The following is an 18,888-nucleotide window of genomic DNA, read 5'->3' as shown; positions in this document are numbered from 1 at the left end:
GTGAATTACTGATGAGTGAGGCGACAGAGAACACCACTCAAGAGCAACAAACCACTCTGGACGAGTACGATGTAGCGATCCTGGGCGGAGGACAGGCGGGTCTAACCCTGGCTTTGCAGATCAAACAGACCCGACCCGAAACCAGCATCGTCGTGATAGAGAAGCAGCGCTTCCCGGTTCCCGAAGCCGCGCACAAGGTCGGCGAGTCCACCGTCGAGATCATGGCCCATTACCTGCGTGACATCCTGGGTCTTCAGGAGCACTTGCAGACCCAGCAGCTCCGCAAGTTTGGGTTACGCATGTTCTTCAGTGCCGCAGGCAACCAGGATATTACCCATCGTGTCGAGTATGGACAAATCGCCGAAGCCCCCCTGCCATCCTATCAACTGGATCGCGGACGCTTTGAGAACACGCTGAGTCAACTTCTCCCAGAGCGAGGAATCACCCTGCTCGACGGCACCAAGGTCCAGCAGATCGACCTGCAACCCCAGAGCGAGACGCACCACCTGCGCCTTGACGGGGAGCAGGGAGAGCGCGAGATCAACGTGAAATGGGTCGTGGATGCCTCGGGCCGGAGCTCGCTACTCAAGCGTCAGCTTGGACTGGCGAAGAAGGTCGGACACCATGCTAACTCCGCATGGTTCCGCGTCAATTACGCGGTAGACATCAACGACTGGTCCGATGATCCCGAATGGAAGGGACGCGTCACCAATGGCGAGCGCCGCCTCTCGACCAACCACCTCATGGGGCCGGGCTACTGGATCTGGCTCATTCCATTGTCCTCGAACTCGACGAGCATAGGCATCGTGGCGGACGCCGAGATGCATCCCTTTGAGGGCTTCAACCTCTTTGAGCGAGCGCTGAGCTGGCTGCATGAGCGAGAGCCGCAACTGGCTCAGGTAGTGGAGGAGCACCGGGAGCAGATTCAGGACTTCCGCGTGATGCGCGACTATTCTTATAGCTGTGAGCAGGTCTATTCCGAAGAGCGCTGGTGCCTCACGGGTGAGGCCGCCGTCGCCATTGATCCGCTCTATTCGCCGGGTGGCGACCTCATCGCCATAGGTAATGGTCTGACGTGCGATCTGGTAACCAGGTACCTTGACGGTGAGGATATCGAGGACCTAGCCGCCGCCCACAATCAGATCTTCCTCATCTTCAGCGAAGTCTGGTTGGTCGCTTACGAGAAACAATACCCACTGATGAGTAACGCGCAGGTCATGGTCGCCAAAGTCATCTGGGACACCATCATCTACTGGGCCTTTCCAGGCTTGCTCTTCTTCCATGATAAGATTCGCCGCCTGGGAGATAGTGATGGAGCCCTGGCGAACCTGTATCGCTGCTGGAACCTGCATACTCGCGTGCAACAGTTCTTCCGCGAGTGGCATAGCTTCGACCAGCCAGAGGCTACCGATACCTTCGCCGACCCCTATTCGCTCATGGATTTCCTGGTGGACCTCCATAACGGAATGGCGGCAAACCTGCCGGATGACGAGCTTGAGGCGCAGTTCGCGATCAATGCGCGCCTGCTAGAGCAACTCTCCGGACAGCTTGTCCAGACCGTTATCGACAAGCACGAAGGTCGCGTGGAGGATGAAGCCGCTCAAGAGCAGATTCGGAAGTGGCGGGAAGAGCCCTTCATCGCCGAAGTGCTCGCGATCTATGAGGAAGAGCAGCGGACCAACCCGATTGATAATAGCTGGATAACGTTGGGATACCAGAGCGAGCGCGAGAAACAGGAGATCACGCGATGACAGATTCTCAACAGCAAACGCAAGCAACTGAGTACGACGTAGCGATCATGGGAGCGGGGCAGGCAGGTCTGACTCTGGCCTTGCAGATGAAACAGGCCCGGCCCGAAACCAGTATCGTCGTGATAGAGAAGCAGCGCTTCCCGGTTCCCGAAGCCGCGCACAAGGTCGGCGAGTCCACCGTCGAGATCTCTGGTCACTATCTGCGCGATGTCCTGGGGCTTGAAGAGCACTTGCAGACGCAGCAGCTTCGCAAGTTTGGGCTACGCATGTTCTTCAGCACCGGAGACAACCAGGATATCACGCGCCGCATCGAGCTTGGTCACGCCGTCCTGCCACCGCCCATTGTCGGCACCTACCAACTGGATCGCGGACGCTTCGAGAACGCCTTGAGTCAGATGCTTCCAGAGCGAGGGATCACCTTGCTAGATGGCACCAAGGTACAGCAACTCGATTTGCGACCCCGGAGCGAGACGCACCATCTGCGCCTTGACGGGGAACAGGGGGCGCGCGAGATCAACGTGAAATGGGTCGTGGACGCCACGGGCCGTAGCTCGCTACTCAAGCGTCAGCTTGGACTGGCGAAGAAGGTCGATCACCACGCTAACTCCGCCTGGTTCCGCGTCAATTACCCCGTTAGTGTAAACGACTGGTCGAATGATCCAGAGTGGCGGGGACGCATTAAGCAGGGAGATCGTCGCCTCTCAACCAATCACCTGATGGGGCAAGGCTACTGGATCTGGCTCATCCCACTCGCCTCGAATTCGACAAGCATTGGTATCGTGGCAGACGCTAATATGCATCCCTTCGAGGGGTTCAACCTTTTTGAGCGAGCGCTGAACTGGCTGCATGAGCATGAGCCACAACTGGCTCAGACAGTGGAGGAGCACCGGGAGCAGATTCAGGACTTCCGTGTAATGCGGGATTACTCCTATAGCTGCGAGCAGCTCTATTCCGATGAGCGCTGGTGCCTCACTGGCGAAGCTGGCATCTCGCTAGACCCGCTCTATTCGCCGGGTGGTGACCTCATCGCTATTAGCAATGGCCTGGTCTGCGACATGGTCAGCAAGTACCTGGACGGAGAGGATGTCGAAGACCTCGCGGCGACGCATAACCAGCTCATGCTGCTCTTCACCACTTCCTGGCTGAGCACCTATGAGAAGCAATATTCGCTGATGGGCAACGCGCAGATCATGGTCGCCAAGGTCTTCTGGGATACTGCTGTCTACTGGGCCATTCCGGGCTTGCTCTACTTCCATGACAAGTTGCGCACCTTCTCTGACTCGCCAACCATCCCGTTTGACCTGTTGCGCTTCTCTGTTCTAAGCGAGCACGTTCAGGCCTTTTTCCGTGATTGGCTGGCCTTTGCTCAGCAGGATGCCTCTGACGGTTTCATTCGCTACTACGATTATCAGTTTACGTCTGATCTCCATATTGGCATGACGGCTGAGATCGCTGACGATGAGTTTGATACCCGCTTCGCCGCGAATGTGCGCTTCATTGAGCGCTTAGCAGGCAAGCTTATCAAAACGGCCATCCAGGATTGCCTGGAGCGCTCGGACAGTGAAGAGGTGCGCAATCAGGTTGCGCGCTGGCAGGAAGATCCCTTCTTGCAGGAACTTATCACGCTCTATGACGCTGAAGCCGAGACGGCCCCGATTGAGGGTGGTTGGGTGACATTGGGCCGAGTACTTCAAGAGAAACAAGAGGTTGTCAGATGACAGATCTTGCCACACGTATCGCGGCGCTGCCTTCAGAGAAACAGGCGGCGCTCATTCAGCAACTCAAACGAAAACAGCTTAATCAGCGGAATATGGTGAAGCCTTCACCCTCTGAGAAGTGGATCGTGCGCTATCGACCCAACGATCAGGCCCGCTTACGCCTGTTCTGCTTCCCCTATGCTGGTGGGGGGGCCTCGGTCTTTCGCTCATGGGCGGATGGAGCGTTTGAGGATGTGGATGTGTGCGGTATTCAACTTCCGGGCCGTGAGAATCGCATCGGGGAACCAGTCTACACGCAGCTAACCACTCTGATTCAGACCCTGGCGAGTGTCATCCAGCCATACCTGGACCGGCCCTTTGCCTTCTTCGGCTATAGCATGGGAGCCCTGATCAGTTTTGAGTTAGCTCGCGAACTGCGCAGGACTTATAAGAAGCAACCAGTCCATTTAGGCTTTGCAGCCTTTCGCGCGCCCCAGTTGCCCAATCCCAACATCAAGATCTATCACATGCCGGATGAGGTCTTCAAAGTGGTCATGCGCGCGGACGGTATCCCAGAGCAAGTGCTGCAAAACACGGAATTAATGCAGGCTATGTTGCCTACACTGCGAGCGGATTACGAACTCTGCGACACCTATCAGTTCAAGGGTGAACCCGCATTCTCTTGCCCATTTTCCCTATACGGTGGACAAGATGATGTACGCGTGAATCAGGTTGACCTGGACGACTGGCGAATCCATAGCACCGCGCCTACGTCGCTCATGATGCTTCCAGGCCCGCACCTCTTTCTCCATAGCGCGCCAGATCTTTTGATGAGCGCCTTCGCTAATGATCTCGCGCGGAGTGTTAGTGAATTTAGTTCTGCTATAAAAACACGTCAGGAGGGTTCCTATGCGTACTGAAAAAGACGCTGGGCATGATCCCGCGTTGACTTCACAGGTTAGCGATGCTCAACCTGTCGCCACGCGTGAGCCACTCGCGATTGTGGGTATTGGGTGTCACTTCCCAGGCGAAGCGAACAGCCCGCAAGCCTTCTGGGATCTTCTGTGCGCCGGAGTCGACGCCACCAGAGAGGTGCCGGAGAATCGGTGGCAGGTACGAAAATTCTATGATCCCGAAGGGAAAAAAGCCGGTAAGATGGGTACATTTCGGGGTGGCTATTTGGAGCGCCTCGACCAGTTTGACGCCCAATTCTTTGGCATCTCCCCGCGTGAGGCCATGTGGTTAGACCCACAGCAACGCCTCCTGCTTCAGGTGACATGGGAAGCGATGGAGGACGCGGGACTGATTGCTGACCGCCTGTCGGGCAGCAATACAGGCGTCTTCATCGGCGGCTTTACCCTGGACTATCAACTGCTACAGAACTACGGCGTGTACAGCCGTTATGAGTTGCAGACGCACTCAGCTACAGGCATGATGATGACGATTCTGGCGAATCGTATCTCCTATGTCTTCAATTTTCGCGGTCCAAGCATGGCGATTGATACGGCCTGCTCTGGCTCACTCGTCGCGACCCATCTGGCCTGCCAGAGTATCTGGAACGGCGAATGCTCCCTGGCTATCGCGGGTGGCGTCAATGCCATGATGGCCCCCACCATGACCATCGCCGAATCAAAGGCAGGCTTCCTCGCGCCCGATGGACGCAGCAAAACCTTTGACTCGTCGGCTAATGGATACGCCAGAGGCGAGGGCGCTGGTGTCGTGCTCATCAAACCACTGGCGCAGGCTCAGGCCGATGGCGACCCGATCTACGCCCTGATTCGAGGGACCGCCGTTACCCAGGATGGGCACACCACAGGTATCACGGTTCCCAATCCAGAGGCGCAGCAGGCAGCCATGCGTCAAGCCTACGAGCGTGCGAATGTCTTGCCGAGCCAGATCCAATATGTGGAGGCCCACGGCACAGGCACGCCAGTTGGCGATCCGTTGGAGGCTCGCGCCATCGGCACCGTCGTCTCCACCGGACGCCCGGAAGGCGAAGAATGCCTGGTCGGTTCCGTAAAGACCAATATCGGACACCTGGAGGCCGCCGCTGGCGTAGCGGGGCTGGTCAAAACCGCGCTTTCCCTGAAGCATCGCCAGATCCCGCCTCACCTGCATCTGCGCATCCCCAATCCCGACATTCACTTCGACGAGCTACAGCTACGCGTCCCAACCACGCTTGAGGCCTGGCCTGAAAGCGATGGTCCCGCCCTGGCTGGTGTCAATTCCTTTGGCTTCGGCGGAACCAATGCCCATGTCGTCCTACAAGAAGCGCCAGCGGAAACAATTGGCGAGAGCGACGGCGAGCGGGAAGAGCGTCCCTACCTCCTGCCATTCTCGGCTCGAAGCGCGGAAGCCTTGCGAGCCATGGCGGAATCCTATCGCTCCTTCCTGGCAAGCAGCGACGAGCAATTTCATGATATCGTCTATTCCGTCTCGCAGCGTCGTAGCCACCACGACCACCGGATGGCCCTGCCCGCTCGCTCAAAGGCCGACGCGGTCAGCATTCTTGACGCATACCTCGCCGAGGAGCCGCGCCAGGGAACCACAAACGGACGCATCGCGCCCAACGGACGACCGCAAACCGTGTTTGTCTGCTCCGGCATGGGTCCCCAATGGTGGGCGATGGGTCGCGACCTTTTAGAGAACGAGCCCGTCTTCCGTGCTAGCATTGAGCGCTGTTCCGCCGAGCTTCAGCGCTATACTGGCTGGTCGCTTCTGGACGAGTTCGCCGTTACCGAAGAGAACTCGCGTATGGCGGATGCCGAGGTCGCCGAACCCGCGAACTTCGCCTTACAGATTGGGTTGGCGGACCTCTGGCGCTCCTGGGGCATCGAGCCCGACGCCTTTATCGGACATAGTACGGGCGAGTTCACCGCGCACTATCTGGCGGGGGTCTTGAGCTTCGAGGATGCCGTAAAGCTGGTCTACCATCATAGCCGCTTGCAACAGCGCAATAGTGGACAGGGCCGGATGCTCGCGATAGGTATGTCCTATGAAACCCTGAGCAAGGCTGTGCTAGGCGAAGATGATCCCGTCTCGGTCGCCGCCATCAACGCTCCCGCTTCCGTAACGATCTCAGGCGACATCAAAGTGCTTGAAAACTATGCCCAGCAGCTAGAGACCTTCCAGGTCTTCCACCGCTTCATTCAAGGCAGCGTACCCTACCATAGCCAGTTTGTGGAGCAAATTCGCGAGGAGCTGCTTGCTTCATTGGCGGACCTGCGGCCCCAACATGCCACACGTCCCCTGTATTCGACGGTAACTGGCACACGGATTGACGGCAGGGGCGCGGATGCTGCCTACTGGTGGCAAAACGCGCGCTCTACGGTGCTCTTCTCATCGGCCCTGAGCCAGATGATTCAAGATGGCTATACCGTCTTCGTTGAGCTTGCCCCGCATCCCGTCCTGGCCCACTCGATTGACGAACTGCTCACCGATCAGGGACAGGAAGGCCATGTCGTCGCCTCGCTCCGGCGCAATGAGGAGGATCGCTCCTTTATGCTCGGATCGCTTGGCAAGCTCTATACGTTGGGCTACCCAATTGATTGGGCAACCCTTAACGAGCACGCGGGACGCTTCGTGCGCCTGCCTCTCTATCCCTGGCAGTTCAAAACCTACTGGACTGAGTCACTCGAAGCCCATGAGGACCGCTTCCTCACTCAGGTTCACCCCTTATTGGGCCAGCGTATGGGGGCTGTGCATCCAACCTGGGAGTGTGAGATAAGCTCCTGGCTGCTGCCCTACCTTGCTGATCACCGCATTCAGGAGAGTGTCCTGCTTCCTGGCGCGGCCTATGCTGAGATGGCGCTGGCAGCCGCTAAAGAGGTCTTTGGCGAGGGCATGTATGCCGTAGAGGAATTACAGTTCCGCAAGGCGCTCTTCCTCCCCGACACTTCTGATCCGCGCATTCAGACTGTACTCGATCCTGAGCGCGCGCTTGTCGAAATCTCTAGCTACGTTCCCGATGCCAGCGGAGATGCACGCTGGACGCTACACGCGACCGCCAAACTGCGTCAGCTTCCGGTTGGTGAGAGCACGCCTCGTCTCGACCTCAAGGCGATCCGTCAGAGCTGTACTTCGCAAACGACAAGGGACGAGTTCTTTACGCTCACGCGCCAGATGGGCTTCCAGTATGGGCCAGCCTTCCAGGCTATCGAGCACTTAGAGGTTGGCTCAGGCGTCGCGCTCGCGCACCTGCAAGTTCCCGCTTCCATTGAGTCCGACCTGGATGCTTATGCCTTCCATCCCTCAATGGTAGACGCGGCCTTCCAGGTATTACTGATCGCGACTCAATCGCAAGCGACGGCTACCAACCAGCCTTCCATTTCACCGTACCTGCCGGTTGGTGTGGATCGTATCAGCATCTTCGCGCCTCCGATGGAGCAGATGCGCGCGGTCGCTCGGGTCGTCAAAGCCGATAGTCAGGTCGTCGTTGGCGATATCGAGGTTACAGACCTGCAAGGGAATGTCCTGGCGACGATTACTGGCTTCCGAGCGCAATCATTGGAAGCCTCTATGAGTCAGAGTCCTGAGCGCATTGATCGCGGCTTATATGAGCTAGAGTGGCAGCCGCAAGAGCGCCCAAGCGAGCCGAGCGATGCCACGGAGGGCGCGACCCAGGCTGGAAGCTGGCTCATCTTCGCCGATCAGAGCGGCGTCGCGACAGAGCTTGTCAAGCGTCTTGAGCGCCAAGGGATTCCGCATGTCACGGTGACGCGAGCCGATGTGACCGAATTGCGCTCACATGATGCACGCCAGTATGCGTTGAATCCAACCGTGCCGGAGCAGTTCCAGCAACTCGTCGCGACCCTGACCGAGAAGGAGCAAACTACCTTCTCCACCGTCGCGCATCTCTGGAACCTGGATGCTACCTTTGAAGAGGACTCTCCGCTTGTAACCCTGGAACAGGATCAAGCGAATGGCACCCTGAGCATCATGTATATGATGCAGGCCCTTGCGCAGAGTGGATGGTCGCAGTCCCCTCGCGTCTGGCTGGTTACCTGCGGAGCGCAAGCCGTAGGAGAAGAGGCTCGCCCCCTGGCGGTCTCGCAGGCACCTGTCTGGGGCCTGGGTCGCGTGATCGGTCATCAGGAGTTCCCCAACATGTGGGGCGGAATGATCGACCTGGACCAGACCTCTATCGAGGAGCAGGCAAGCTCGCTGTTCGACGAGTTGAGCCAGCCTTCCCAGGAAGACCAGATTGCCTACCGCGCTGGGCAGCGCTACATCATGCGCATGGTGCAAAGCGCGCACCTCACACCTGCCATGCCGCCATCCTTCCGCGTCGATGGGAGCTATCTCATCACTGGTGGTCTGGGAAATCTGGGCCTGCTGGTCGCGCGCTGGATGGCGACGCAGGGCGCACGCAGACTGATCCTCATGGGACGCACAGCCCTGCCTGAGCGCTCAACATGGCAAAGCATCGGAGTCGATCATCCCCAGCGGGGCCAGATTGAGGCCATTCGCGAACTGGAAGCCCTGGGCGCGACGGTCCATCTGGCAGTGGCGGATGCCGCGAATGAGGAGCAACTTACCACCTTCCTGCGCGACTATGAGCGAGAAGGCTGGCCCCCCATCCGTGGTGTTGTCCACACTGCTGGCATCGTTAAGGATGAGCTTATGGTGCGTATGACCACCGAGGACTTCCAACGTGTCCTGCGCCCCAAGGTCTATGGTGGCTGGCTACTGCACCGCCTGCTGAAAGATGCCCCGCTGGACTTCTTCGTCCTCTTCGCCTCAACGGGCTCGGTCATCGCCTCTGTAGGTCAGGGCAACTATGCCGCTGGAAACGCCTTCCTGGACGCCCTGGCGCACCATCGCCGCGCGCTTGGCTTGCCTGCTATGAGTATCGGCTGGGGTCCCTGGTCCATAGGTATGGTGCAACAGCTCAACCTGGAGCAGTTCTACACCCGGCGCGGCATCGACCTGATCACGCCGGAGGTTGGAACGCAAGTCCTGGCCCGTGTGCTGGACCAACGACCCGCTCACCTGACGGTGATTTCGGCGAACTGGGCGACAGCTCGCGAGACATCGCCAATGAAGTCGATGCCTCCCATGTTCTCGCAACTGCTGGAACAAGCCGAGGATGCCGCTGCTACGGAAGGACAGGGCGATGATGGGTCGCTCTTGCAGCAGTTGAGCGAAGCGCCAGTAGGAGAGCGCCAGCCCATGCTGATTGCCCACCTGCAAGGACTGGTCGCGCGCGTCCTTCAACTCGACGCTACCCAGTTTGGTCCCCAGGAATCGCTGACCAGCCTTGGACTTGATTCGATGCTAGCCATCGAGATCAAGCACAGGATCGAAGCCAGCGTGAAAACCGAAATCTCCGTTCTGGAACTGCTCAAAGATGTGACTATAGCTCAACTGGCTACGCGCCTTCTCGCCTCTCTCCAATTCGCGGGTGAGCCTACAGCCGGAGCAGATGCAGACTCGTTCACAGAAATCCAGCAATTGGTCGAGGGTGCAGACGGTGAGGATCTTGAGAGCTTGCTCGCTGAACTGGAACAGGGACCCGAAGACAACCTGGAACAGACACTAGCCGAACTACAGAACGAAGACATCGAAAGCTTGCTCGCTGAACTGGAACAAAGCCTCGATAGCGAAGCCAACGTATAAAACCGCCACCTCCGCGCCGGGCCGACCCCCGCGCGGAGGTTACCCAGCCCATATGTAGGCGCAGAACTATACGCAATCCATGAAGGAGGAAGGCATGGCAATTTCTCTTAGCAAGCTGAAAAGATCTCTCATAGGGGTCTCTCCCAAGGAAGCAACCTCTTTTATCGCGCAGGATAGCGAGGACCTGCCCCACCTGGAAGCCGTAGTGCTTTCAGCGCTTGAGGGCTATCACGCCACCCTCGACAGCAGCCGTTTGGAGAAGCTTGTCCCTCAACTGGACAAGGTGCCGCTCGCGATGCGCGGGTACGCCTATGAAGGCGCGGCAATGGGGCTGACAGGGCTTGACTGTATGATGCCCTGGAAGAACCGCCTTCAGGAATATATCGAAGGCCCTGGCTCGCCGCATTTGTATATGGTCCACATCGGAGCAGGCGAGGCACTCGCGAGGCTAGGCCGAAAGCCAGAACCCTTTATCAATAAGATGAAGGACCACTCGGTTTCCTGGCTTATGTTGGAGGGTTATGGCTTTCATGAAGGCTTCTTCCGCCGCCCGCGCTATGTGGAGGCGCAAGCCATCCCATCCCATCTTTCGGCCTACGCGCGTTGCATCTTCGACCAGGGGGTGGGACGTAGCATCTGGTTTACAGAGGGCGCGAGGATAGAGCGGGTCGCCGCGATGATCGAAATCTTTCCAACTGAGCGACAGGCCAACCTCTGGCTTGGCGTTGGCGTTGGCTCAACCTATGTTGGAGGACTGGAACGTCCCCGGATCGAGAAGTTGCGCCAGGTCGCGGGCTCTTACGCGAACTACATGGCGGTAGGCGCGGCCTTTGTCGCGAAGGGGCGGCAGCGAGCAGGTAATGAAGTGCCTCATACTGACCTCTCCTGCGAGGTCCTCTGTGGACTCTCAGCGGAAGAGGCCGCTCACCAGACCAGCCTCGCCTTTCTAGATTTGCCTGCCGAGAGTCCACAGATCGCGTTTGAAACGATCCAACAGCGACTCCTGGCAAAGTTCACTACTTCCGCCTATCAGCAACAAGGAGGCTTGAAATGAGCGTCTTCGGAGCAATCTTGCGCCCGCTCTTCGGCGTCTCTCAAAAAGAATCGACCGAATTTAGCACAGGCGACAAGCGAGCGGCCTTGCGCCTGGGGACCGTTGTCTCTTCTGTCACAAAGGGCTGTCATCTTACCTTTCAGAATAGCGACTTCGATGTATTGGTTGCTCGGATGAACGAGTTTGATCCAGAACTGCGAGGCTATGCCTACGAAGGTGTGGGTATCGGCCTCATGGCCCTGGATTGCATGCTGCCCTGGAGGAATCGCATCAAGGAATTTCTGGCTGGCCCAGGTGCTCCCTATCCTTACGCCATCCATATCGGTGCTGGTCTCGCGCTCGCGAGAGTGCATGTCCAGCCTGAAAAGTTCCTCAAGCGCCTGGACCCGGTGGTTGGCTGGATCGCCTTAGACGGGTATGGCTTCCACAAGGGCTTCTTCTCCCGAAAGCAGGCCATAGAGAAGCAGATCGTTCCCAGCCATCTCTCAGCCTATGGTCGCCGTGTCTTCGACCACGGCATCGGGCGTAGCATCTGGTTTGTTGGTGGCGCGAAGGTCGACCAGATTGCCGCAACCATTAACTCCTTTCCCGAAGAGCGGCATGCCGCTCTCTGGAGCGGTGTCGGGCTTGGTTGTGGGTATACCGGGGGGTAGGTCGCGAGGAGTTAGAGAAATTGCGTGCCGCCGTCGGACCGCACCTCTCGCAGCTCGCGGTAGGCGTCGCCATCGCCGCGCACGCTCGCCTCCTGGCTCATACGCCCGCGCCCTACGCTGAGATTGCCTCTAGCGTGCTTTGCAACACCACGATTGAGGAAGCCTCCCAAATGGTTGAGTCCGCGTATGCGGATATCCCAACCAACGATACCAGACCTGCCTACCAAATCTGGCGAGAGCGCATAGAGGCGCAACTAGGAGCTTTAGTAGAGTACGGAGTAGGTTAGAGAAAAAGTACTTGCTGTATAAAGATCAAAGCATGATAAAGCGGTGTTACCATACTTATTACGGAGGGATAGAACATGTCTAACTCAGAATTGGCGATCCTCTTTACCCTGCAACTCGCCGTCATATTAGGCGTCTGTCGCCTGGTTGGTTTCCTGGCGCGCAAGATTGGTCAACCCCAGGTCGTTGGCGAAATGATCGCGGGCGTCTTGATGGGACCCTCGTTTTTCGGCCTTTTCTGGCCCGATCTGCAGCATATGGTCTTCCCCAAAGGCGCGCCAATGGGCATCCTGTACTCTGTCAGCCAGGTGGGACTGGTGCTGTATATGTTTCTGATCGGCGTCGAGTTTGATACCAATCTCATTCGCAGCCGCCTTCGTAGCGCCGTATCTGTCTCGCTAGCTGGCATTATAGCTCCGCTCACCCTTGGAGCCTTGCTTGCCTACATGCTGGTGAATCAGACCGGGTTCTTCGGACCAGGAGTCGCTATTGCCGAGTCAATGCTCTTTATGGGGGCTGCCATAGCTGTGACGGCCTTTCCCATGCTTGCTCGCATTATCTATGAGCGCGGCCTATCGGGAACATCTCTGGGAACACTGGCCCTGGCGGCAGGCTCTTCGGACGATGCAATCTCCTGGTGTATTCTCGCCGTTGTCCTCGCTGTCTTCAAGCAAAATATGACGATAGCCCTGCTCGCGGTTGGTGGTGGGATCATTTACGCTGTGAGTGTGTTAACCGTAGGGAAGCGCATGTTGAGTGTCCTGGGCAAGATGACGGAACGACGCGGTGGGATGACCGGGGGAATGCTGGCGTTTGTGTTACTCCTGGTGATGCTTGCCGGATGGGTCACGGATACTATCGGTATCTATTCGATCTTCGGTGGTTTCATCCTGGGCGTTGCTATGCCTCGCGGCCTCTTCTCCAAATACCTGAAGACCACATTGGAGCCGCTCGTTACCAACTTCCTGCTACCCCTGTTCTTCGTCTACTCTGGTCTGAATACGAGCCTGGGTCTGGTCAATAGCTGGTTGTTGTGGGGAGTTGCTATCCTGATCTTTGTCATTGCTGTGTTTGGCAAGGGCGTAGCCTGCTGGGCTGCCGCGCTCTTGAACAAAGAGCCACCTCGCGAAGCATTGGCGATTGGTAGTCTGATGAACGCGCGTGGGCTTATGGAGTTGATTCTGCTCAACATTGGTTTGCAGCAGGGTGTTATTACCCCCACGCTCTTCACCATGCTTGTCCTCATGGCGATTGCGACGACCTTGATGTCCTCCCCACTCTTCGAACTCGTCTATGGACGCTATAGAAGGGAGCGTGCTGTCGTTAAAGGCGAGGATGTTATTAAGACTGAGACGCCAGCCGAAGTCCAGGTATAAAAACGCTCAGTGAAAGGAGACAATACAATGGCTCTGACATTCGGAAAGTTGTTGAAGCCCTTCTTCCGCCTCTCGTCCGATGATTTTCCTAAATTGGCGACTGAGCGCTATGGGCAGAATGATGACATGGACCAGATCTGGCTGCAATTTGAGCCTGTAGCCCGTCATCTAGTGGGTGGATTTAAAACGACCCTCGACGACGACCGCTTTGAAGTTCTGGTACCACACTTGAACTCACTCGAAGGCGATTTCCGTGGCATCGCGTATGAGGGGGCTGGCATGGGGCTCATGCTACTTGACAGCCTGGGACCCTGGAAGAAGCGCCTCATGCCCTTCATCGCTGGCCCTGGTGCTGCGTATGACTGGCTGCTCTACATTGGTGCCGGGCTGGTTCTGCCAAGGGCCCCGATTCGACCGAAACGCTTTCTAGCGACTCTGGACCCCTTTTTGCGCTGGTTTGTCATGGATGGCTACGGATTCTATGAGGGCTTCTTCAATGGAGAGCGTGCGGTCAATCAGCACCGCCTACCAGCGAGGATCACCGATACAGGCTATGGGCTACGCGCCTTCGATCACGGCCTGGGGCGTAGTATCTGGTTCTCAACCGGTGCCAACGTCGAGCGCATCGTCTCGACTATTAGCACCTTTCCAGAAAATCGGCACGGGGACCTGTGGGGAGGCATTGGTTTAGCCTGTGCCTATGCCGCAGGCGTCGTTGATCGCGAGGCGATCAAGACCTTGCGCGATGCGGCGGGACCCCACGCACCCCAGATGATCGCGGGTGCGGCGGTCGCGGCTACTTATCGTATGCAGACAGGCGAGGTCGCGCCCCATACGGACCTTGCTTGCGAGGTCCTCTGTGGCCTCTCTGGCGCGCTCGTCGCTCAAATCGCGAACGTCGCTCGCCAGAATCTGCCGAAGGATGGTCGTGAGCCGGCCTATGAGATCTGGCGTCAGCGCCTGGCGGAGCAGTTCGCGACCTCTACGGTGGGCCAGCTAGAGCGACAGGAGAAAAGATCGTGACGATAATGGGAAAAATCAGCCGAACCCTCTTCGGCATTCCATCGGAGAGAGCCGTCTTTAGTCGTCCGGGCTTCGCTCCAGAGGCGTGGACGAGATTCCAGCCAGTCGCGCACTCGCTTGTGGAGGGCTATCATGCCACACTGGAAGATAGTCGCTTTGAGAAGCTTGTGCCGCGCCTGACGGCCTTCGCGCCCGAATTACACGGCTTCGCCTACGAGGGTGCGGGCATGGGCATCGCCGCCCTGGATATAATCGCGCCCTGGAAGGATCGCCTGACGGCCTTTATCGACGGACCCGCCGGACCTCACATCTACCCTACCTATGTAGGTGTTGGGCTGGCGCTCGCGCGCTTGCACAAGGACCCCGAAAAGTATCTCACGCGCCTCGACCCGCTGCTAGGGTGGGTCGTTGCTGACGGCTATGGTTTCCACGAAGGCTTTTTCCGCCGTCGCAAGTACGTCGATCAACGAGCCGTTCCAACGCACCTCTCGCCATATGCTCGCCGCCTCTTTGACCAGGGGCTTGGGCGCTGCATCTGGTTCTCAAGTGGCGGCTTGGTCGATCTGGTGACCTCTATCGTCACCGCGTATCCACGGGAGCGGCATGCCGACATCTGGAGTGGCGTGGGCACGGCCTGCGCCTACGCCGGGGGCGCGACTCGCGAGGAGGTCGAGAACCTGCTAGAGATTGCTCATCCCTACCGGTCCCTGCTCGCCAGTGGCGCGGCGGTTGCCTCCCAGGGACGCCTGCGCGCTGGCAACATGGCGGAGCACACCGAGATGGCGTGTCAGATCTTTGGTCGTCTCACCGCTCGACAGGCCGCCGATGTCGCCAACTCCGCTCAGGAGAACCTGCCCTTCAATATGCACAAACCAGCCTATGAAATCTGGCACGAGCGTATGCAAGAGCACTTCTCCGCCCTGAGTCTTCGCTAAAGCCCATCAGGGCGAACCTGGGATGGGAGATCCGTAAAGCGCGGGCTAAAGCTCCGCGCCTACATATGGGAGAGAATGATCCCGTGTGTAAGCGTTGAGCTTTAGCCAACGCAATCCCCCATCCCGCCTTCCAATAGGAAAAGAGATACATATGTAGCCGCGTCGCTTTAGCAGCGGCATCCCCATATGTAGCCGCGTCGCTTTAGCAGCGGCACCCCCATATGTAGCCGCGTCGCTTTAGCAGCGGCAGCTTCACACTAGATGATGCTCCAGAGCGTAACGGGTCGCGGCACTGCGTGAGGAGACCCCGAGCTTATTATAGATTGTACGCACATGCGAATTAACTGTTGTGAGACTGACGAAGAGTTGCCTCGCGATGACCGCGCTACTCAGGCCCAGAGTCAGCAGCCGTAGCACCTCCCGCTCGCGTGGCGTGAGCCTCTGGAAGTAAGGAACGGTCTCTTTTTCAGAGGGTGCGGACGATGTGTGAACCATAGACGACTCCGGTTTTGCCAGCAATTGTTTGGGAGAGAGGGACTCCCCTTCGGTCCACGCGGTAGCCAAATCCCGCTCATCGAATTGCATCTGGATTGTCTCAAGCATCTGCGCGTAGGAAGGGTTGTCGCCCAGAATTGAGCGTAACCATTCGTAGGGACGCGACTTAATATGCTCCTCCCTCTCCTTGGTGAGCGCCCTGGCTTTTCCCCACAGGCGAATGGCCCAGATGTAGCGCTTTTGTGTCGCGAGAATGGCCCCCATGACCAGAAAGCAGATTGCTTGTGCCTGAGGCGAGTGCAACTCAAGAATGCGCATCCTGAGCGCCTGCTCCCTCTCTTGCGAAGACAGAAACCAGCTAAAGGAGGATCGCAGATTTTCAAATTCCCGCCTGATCCATTGGAGTGTTTCTTCCCTGTCGTTCTTAAATTCCATGATCTGGGTGAGGGACAGGTAATACTCGGCATGAGCCTGCGCGACCTCTTCCTTCTCTTCGCTGTTCTGCAAGCATTCCGAGGCATACTCTCGCACAGCCTCTAGCATCGTGAAGCGATACTCCTTCTGCGTGGCTGACCTTTCGCGGTACAGCAGGCTTTGATTGAGCAGAGAGGAGAGCGTATCAAGCAGTGTCGCCTCATACTTGTTATTGGCCCCACAGATGGCCTCAATGGCATGCAGTGAATAGCTGCCAGCGAAAATGGAGAGATGGCGGAAGAGTCGCTGCTCCTCCTGGTTGAGGGCGTGATAACTCCACTCTATCGTTTTACGTAGCGATTGATGCCGCTCGGGCGCGTCGCAAGGTCCCTCAGTCAGAAATGAAATCCGCTTCTCTAGCCTTTCCAGGAGTCCATATGGCGTAAAGAGCTTAATACGTAGCGCCGCCAGTTCCAGCGCTAAAGGAAGTCCATCCAGGCGATTGCAGATCTGAGCAATCGTTAAGGCGTTCTCGCGGGTCAACTCAAATTCGGGATGAGCGGTACGCGCTCTCCGCACAAAGAGCGAAACCGCTGGCATTCTGGCAAGCTCCTCGTAAGAGGGGAGAGGCGAAAGTTCGAGCATAGGTAGCGGCTTCACATAGAACTCTTGCTCCCCCTGAAGCCGGAGAATCGTACGGCTGGTAACCAGAATTTTCGATTGAGGCGAGGCGGAGAGTAGCCTTTTTAACTGAGGAGCCGCGCCCGCGATATGTTCAAAATTATCGAGCAGAAGTAAGCAGTTTCGCTCATGCAGTAGCGTTTGAATATGCCTCAAGGTAAATTGACTGGATGGCAGATCAAACGCGCTAGCGATGGCAGGCAAAACCTGATCGACTGAATTGACAGAGGCCAGTGAGACAAAACAGATGCCATCCGCGAACATGAGACTCATTTCATGGGCCACATGCAGCGCGAGGTGGGTTTTGCCAACGCCTCCCGCGCCCGTGAGCGTCAATAAGCGTGTCGCTGGCTGTTGGAGAAGAGCGCAGATCGTATCGACCTCCTTTTCACGACCAATCAGCTCGGTCAGAGGAATGGGAAGATACCGCTCCGTGAAGAGAGGAGAAGGACAGACACGCTGAACTCCTTCATTCTCAGGCAAGTGAATTTGAAGAGTTTTCATTGGCTTAATCAAAGGTCGTCCTTTTACTACTACTCGCCCTATGGCCTTATCCGCCAACCAGCTCTGCGCTTAGATGCTATAGCATCAGACACGGTGCCAGGTTTTGGGATACAGAACATAGAAGCTGCTCTCTTGCTTATTAAACATCTATATCCTGTGGTTCAAGAAAAAGGATAAGCCTGAGATATCCACGAAGTCTTCGCAATTGTTTCGCACCTGCGAAAAAACTGTCCAAAATCTGGGCTGGATGGTGAGATTTTATTCGGGGTAAGTGGGTGGTAAATTCTATCCTCCACAGTTGCTTTATGTGGCAAGCAGCGCTATCTGGCGCTATTGCGTGTGGCTCATGAAGGAGGCAACGCCGTGACAAATTCTCTTTTTAGAACGCTTCGTAGAACCATTCTACGTTCCGTCCCTAAGGCCCAGGGGTCCGACCAGAAAGTCATGGCAGTGGTCATGAAGGGCTTTCGCCTGACCCTGGAAGATGATCGCTTTGATGTTCTGGTCGCGCAGATGAATGAGGTTGATGCTAATTGGCGCGGGTTTGCCTACGAAGGCATAGGGTTGGGCTTCACCGTCTTTGATTACTTTATGCCCTGGCGAACGCGCCTGCAAGAATTCGTGCGTGGGCCAGGTGCCCCATACATTATTCCTATCTATATAGGCGCGGGGCTGGCGATTGGTCGCATGGGAGGTAGGCGCATCGAGCGCTTCATGGCGCGGCTCGACCATCCCGCTTTCCGCTGGATGGTGGTGGATGGCTATGGCTTCTATAAAGGCTTCTTCGCTCGGCAGCGCTATCTTGAAAAGCAGGAAATACCCTCACATCTCTCTCCTTATGCTCGCCGCGTCTTTGACCAGGGCATGGGCCGGAGTATCTGGTTCGCGACTGGCGAGAGTGTTGAGCAAGTCATCGATGTGATAGCCGCCTTCCCCGAATCTCGTCAGGCGGACCTCTGGAGTGGGGCCGCATTTGCCTGCGCTTATGCCGGAAGCCCTATGGAGCGCGAGGCGCTTGGGCGTTTGCTCGCTGCCGCCGGCTCGTATCGACCTCAACTGGCTCTGGCTGGTGCCCTAGCGGCGAAGAGGCGCTATGGCTTTGGTCATATTACGCCCCATACTGAGCTTGCCTGCCGTGTCTTCTGTGAACGCTCTGGTGAGACTGTCGCCCACATCGCGAATGAAGCCCTGGAAAACCTTCCCTCTGGCGACACCGCGCATGAGATCTGGCGAGAGCGGATTGAGCAGCATTTTCTGGATGCCGTGGCGAATGAGGCCCAAAGTTAAGCATTCTCATGCCAATTGTTTTGTACCTTGAAAACTCGGAACTCTGCCTGTTCTTATTTGCATTGATGAACATGCCTTTCATTAGCCTGAGCGTAGCCGCCTGAGATGCTCAGAC

At 57.2% G+C, this 18,888-nt stretch carries 10 protein-coding genes and 1 pseudogene; 10 read left to right on the top strand and 1 reads right to left on the bottom strand.

The features are described from left to right. The first annotated feature begins 11 nt into the window (after positions 1-11). From K3T82_RS30290 to K3T82_RS30245, 9 genes and pseudogenes are all read left to right on the top strand, one after another. Complete coding sequence (locus tag K3T82_RS30290) at positions 12-1,751, top strand: NAD(P)/FAD-dependent oxidoreductase (protein ID WP_220197245.1); 1,740 nt, start codon at positions 12-14, stop codon at positions 1,749-1,751. Then, positions 1,748-3,469: an NAD(P)/FAD-dependent oxidoreductase gene (locus K3T82_RS30285; protein ID WP_220197244.1), complete on the top strand. Its 1,722-nt coding sequence runs from the start codon at positions 1,748-1,750 to the stop codon at positions 3,467-3,469. Before K3T82_RS30290 ends, K3T82_RS30285 begins: the two co-directional genes overlap by 4 nt. Continuing rightward, a complete protein-coding gene (locus K3T82_RS30280; RefSeq protein ID WP_220197243.1) occupies positions 3,466-4,368 on the top strand; it encodes a thioesterase II family protein in 903 nt (300 codons plus the stop codon). The genes K3T82_RS30285 and K3T82_RS30280 overlap by 4 nt, the downstream gene beginning before the upstream one ends. Next, a complete protein-coding gene (locus K3T82_RS30275) occupies positions 4,358-10,066 on the top strand; it encodes a type I polyketide synthase (RefSeq protein ID WP_220197242.1) in 5,709 nt (1,902 codons plus the stop codon). The genes K3T82_RS30280 and K3T82_RS30275 overlap by 11 nt, the downstream gene beginning before the upstream one ends. Positions 10,067-10,160: 94 nt before the next feature. Next, the gene (locus tag K3T82_RS30270; RefSeq protein WP_220197241.1) at positions 10,161-11,120 is read left to right on the top strand and encodes a DUF1702 family protein; all 960 of its coding nucleotides are present in this window, start codon (positions 10,161-10,163) and stop codon (positions 11,118-11,120) included. After that, positions 11,117-12,060: pseudogene (locus K3T82_RS30265) on the top strand (DUF1702 family protein). The gene K3T82_RS30270 and the pseudogene K3T82_RS30265 overlap by 4 nt, the downstream one beginning before the upstream one ends. Before the next feature lie 75 nt (positions 12,061-12,135). After that, positions 12,136-13,434 carry a cation:proton antiporter domain-containing protein gene (locus tag K3T82_RS30255; protein WP_220197238.1) on the top strand — a complete coding sequence of 433 codons (1,299 nt, stop codon included), beginning with the start codon at positions 12,136-12,138 and terminating at the stop codon, positions 13,432-13,434. A gap of 27 nt (positions 13,435-13,461) precedes the next feature. Continuing rightward, a complete protein-coding gene (locus tag K3T82_RS30250; RefSeq protein WP_220197237.1) occupies positions 13,462-14,457 on the top strand; it encodes a DUF1702 family protein in 996 nt (331 codons plus the stop codon). Between the two features lie 5 nt (positions 14,458-14,462). After that, positions 14,463-15,392: a DUF1702 family protein gene (locus K3T82_RS30245; protein WP_236031668.1), complete on the top strand. Its 930-nt coding sequence runs from the start codon at positions 14,463-14,465 to the stop codon at positions 15,390-15,392. A 252-nt stretch (positions 15,393-15,644) separates the two neighbouring features. On the opposite strand, the gene K3T82_RS30240 is transcribed toward K3T82_RS30245, so the two are convergent. Then, the gene (locus tag K3T82_RS30240) at positions 15,645-17,498 is read right to left on the bottom strand and encodes a LuxR C-terminal-related transcriptional regulator (RefSeq protein WP_220197235.1); all 1,854 of its coding nucleotides are present in this window, start codon (positions 17,496-17,498) and stop codon (positions 15,645-15,647) included. A 351-nt stretch (positions 17,499-17,849) separates the two neighbouring features. On the opposite strand from K3T82_RS30240, the gene K3T82_RS30235 reads away from it, so the two are divergent. Next, a complete protein-coding gene (locus K3T82_RS30235; RefSeq protein WP_220197234.1) occupies positions 17,850-18,773 on the top strand; it encodes a DUF1702 family protein in 924 nt (307 codons plus the stop codon). Positions 18,774-18,888 lie beyond the last annotated feature (115 nt).

The sequence above is a fragment of the Ktedonospora formicarum genome, assembly GCF_016587355.1.
In the GTDB taxonomy this organism is placed as follows: domain Bacteria; phylum Chloroflexota; class Ktedonobacteria; order Ktedonobacterales; family Ktedonobacteraceae; genus Ktedonobacter; species Ktedonobacter formicarum.
Note: the sequence above shows the minus strand (reverse complement) of the source record. Positions and strands in the feature narration are given on the sequence as shown.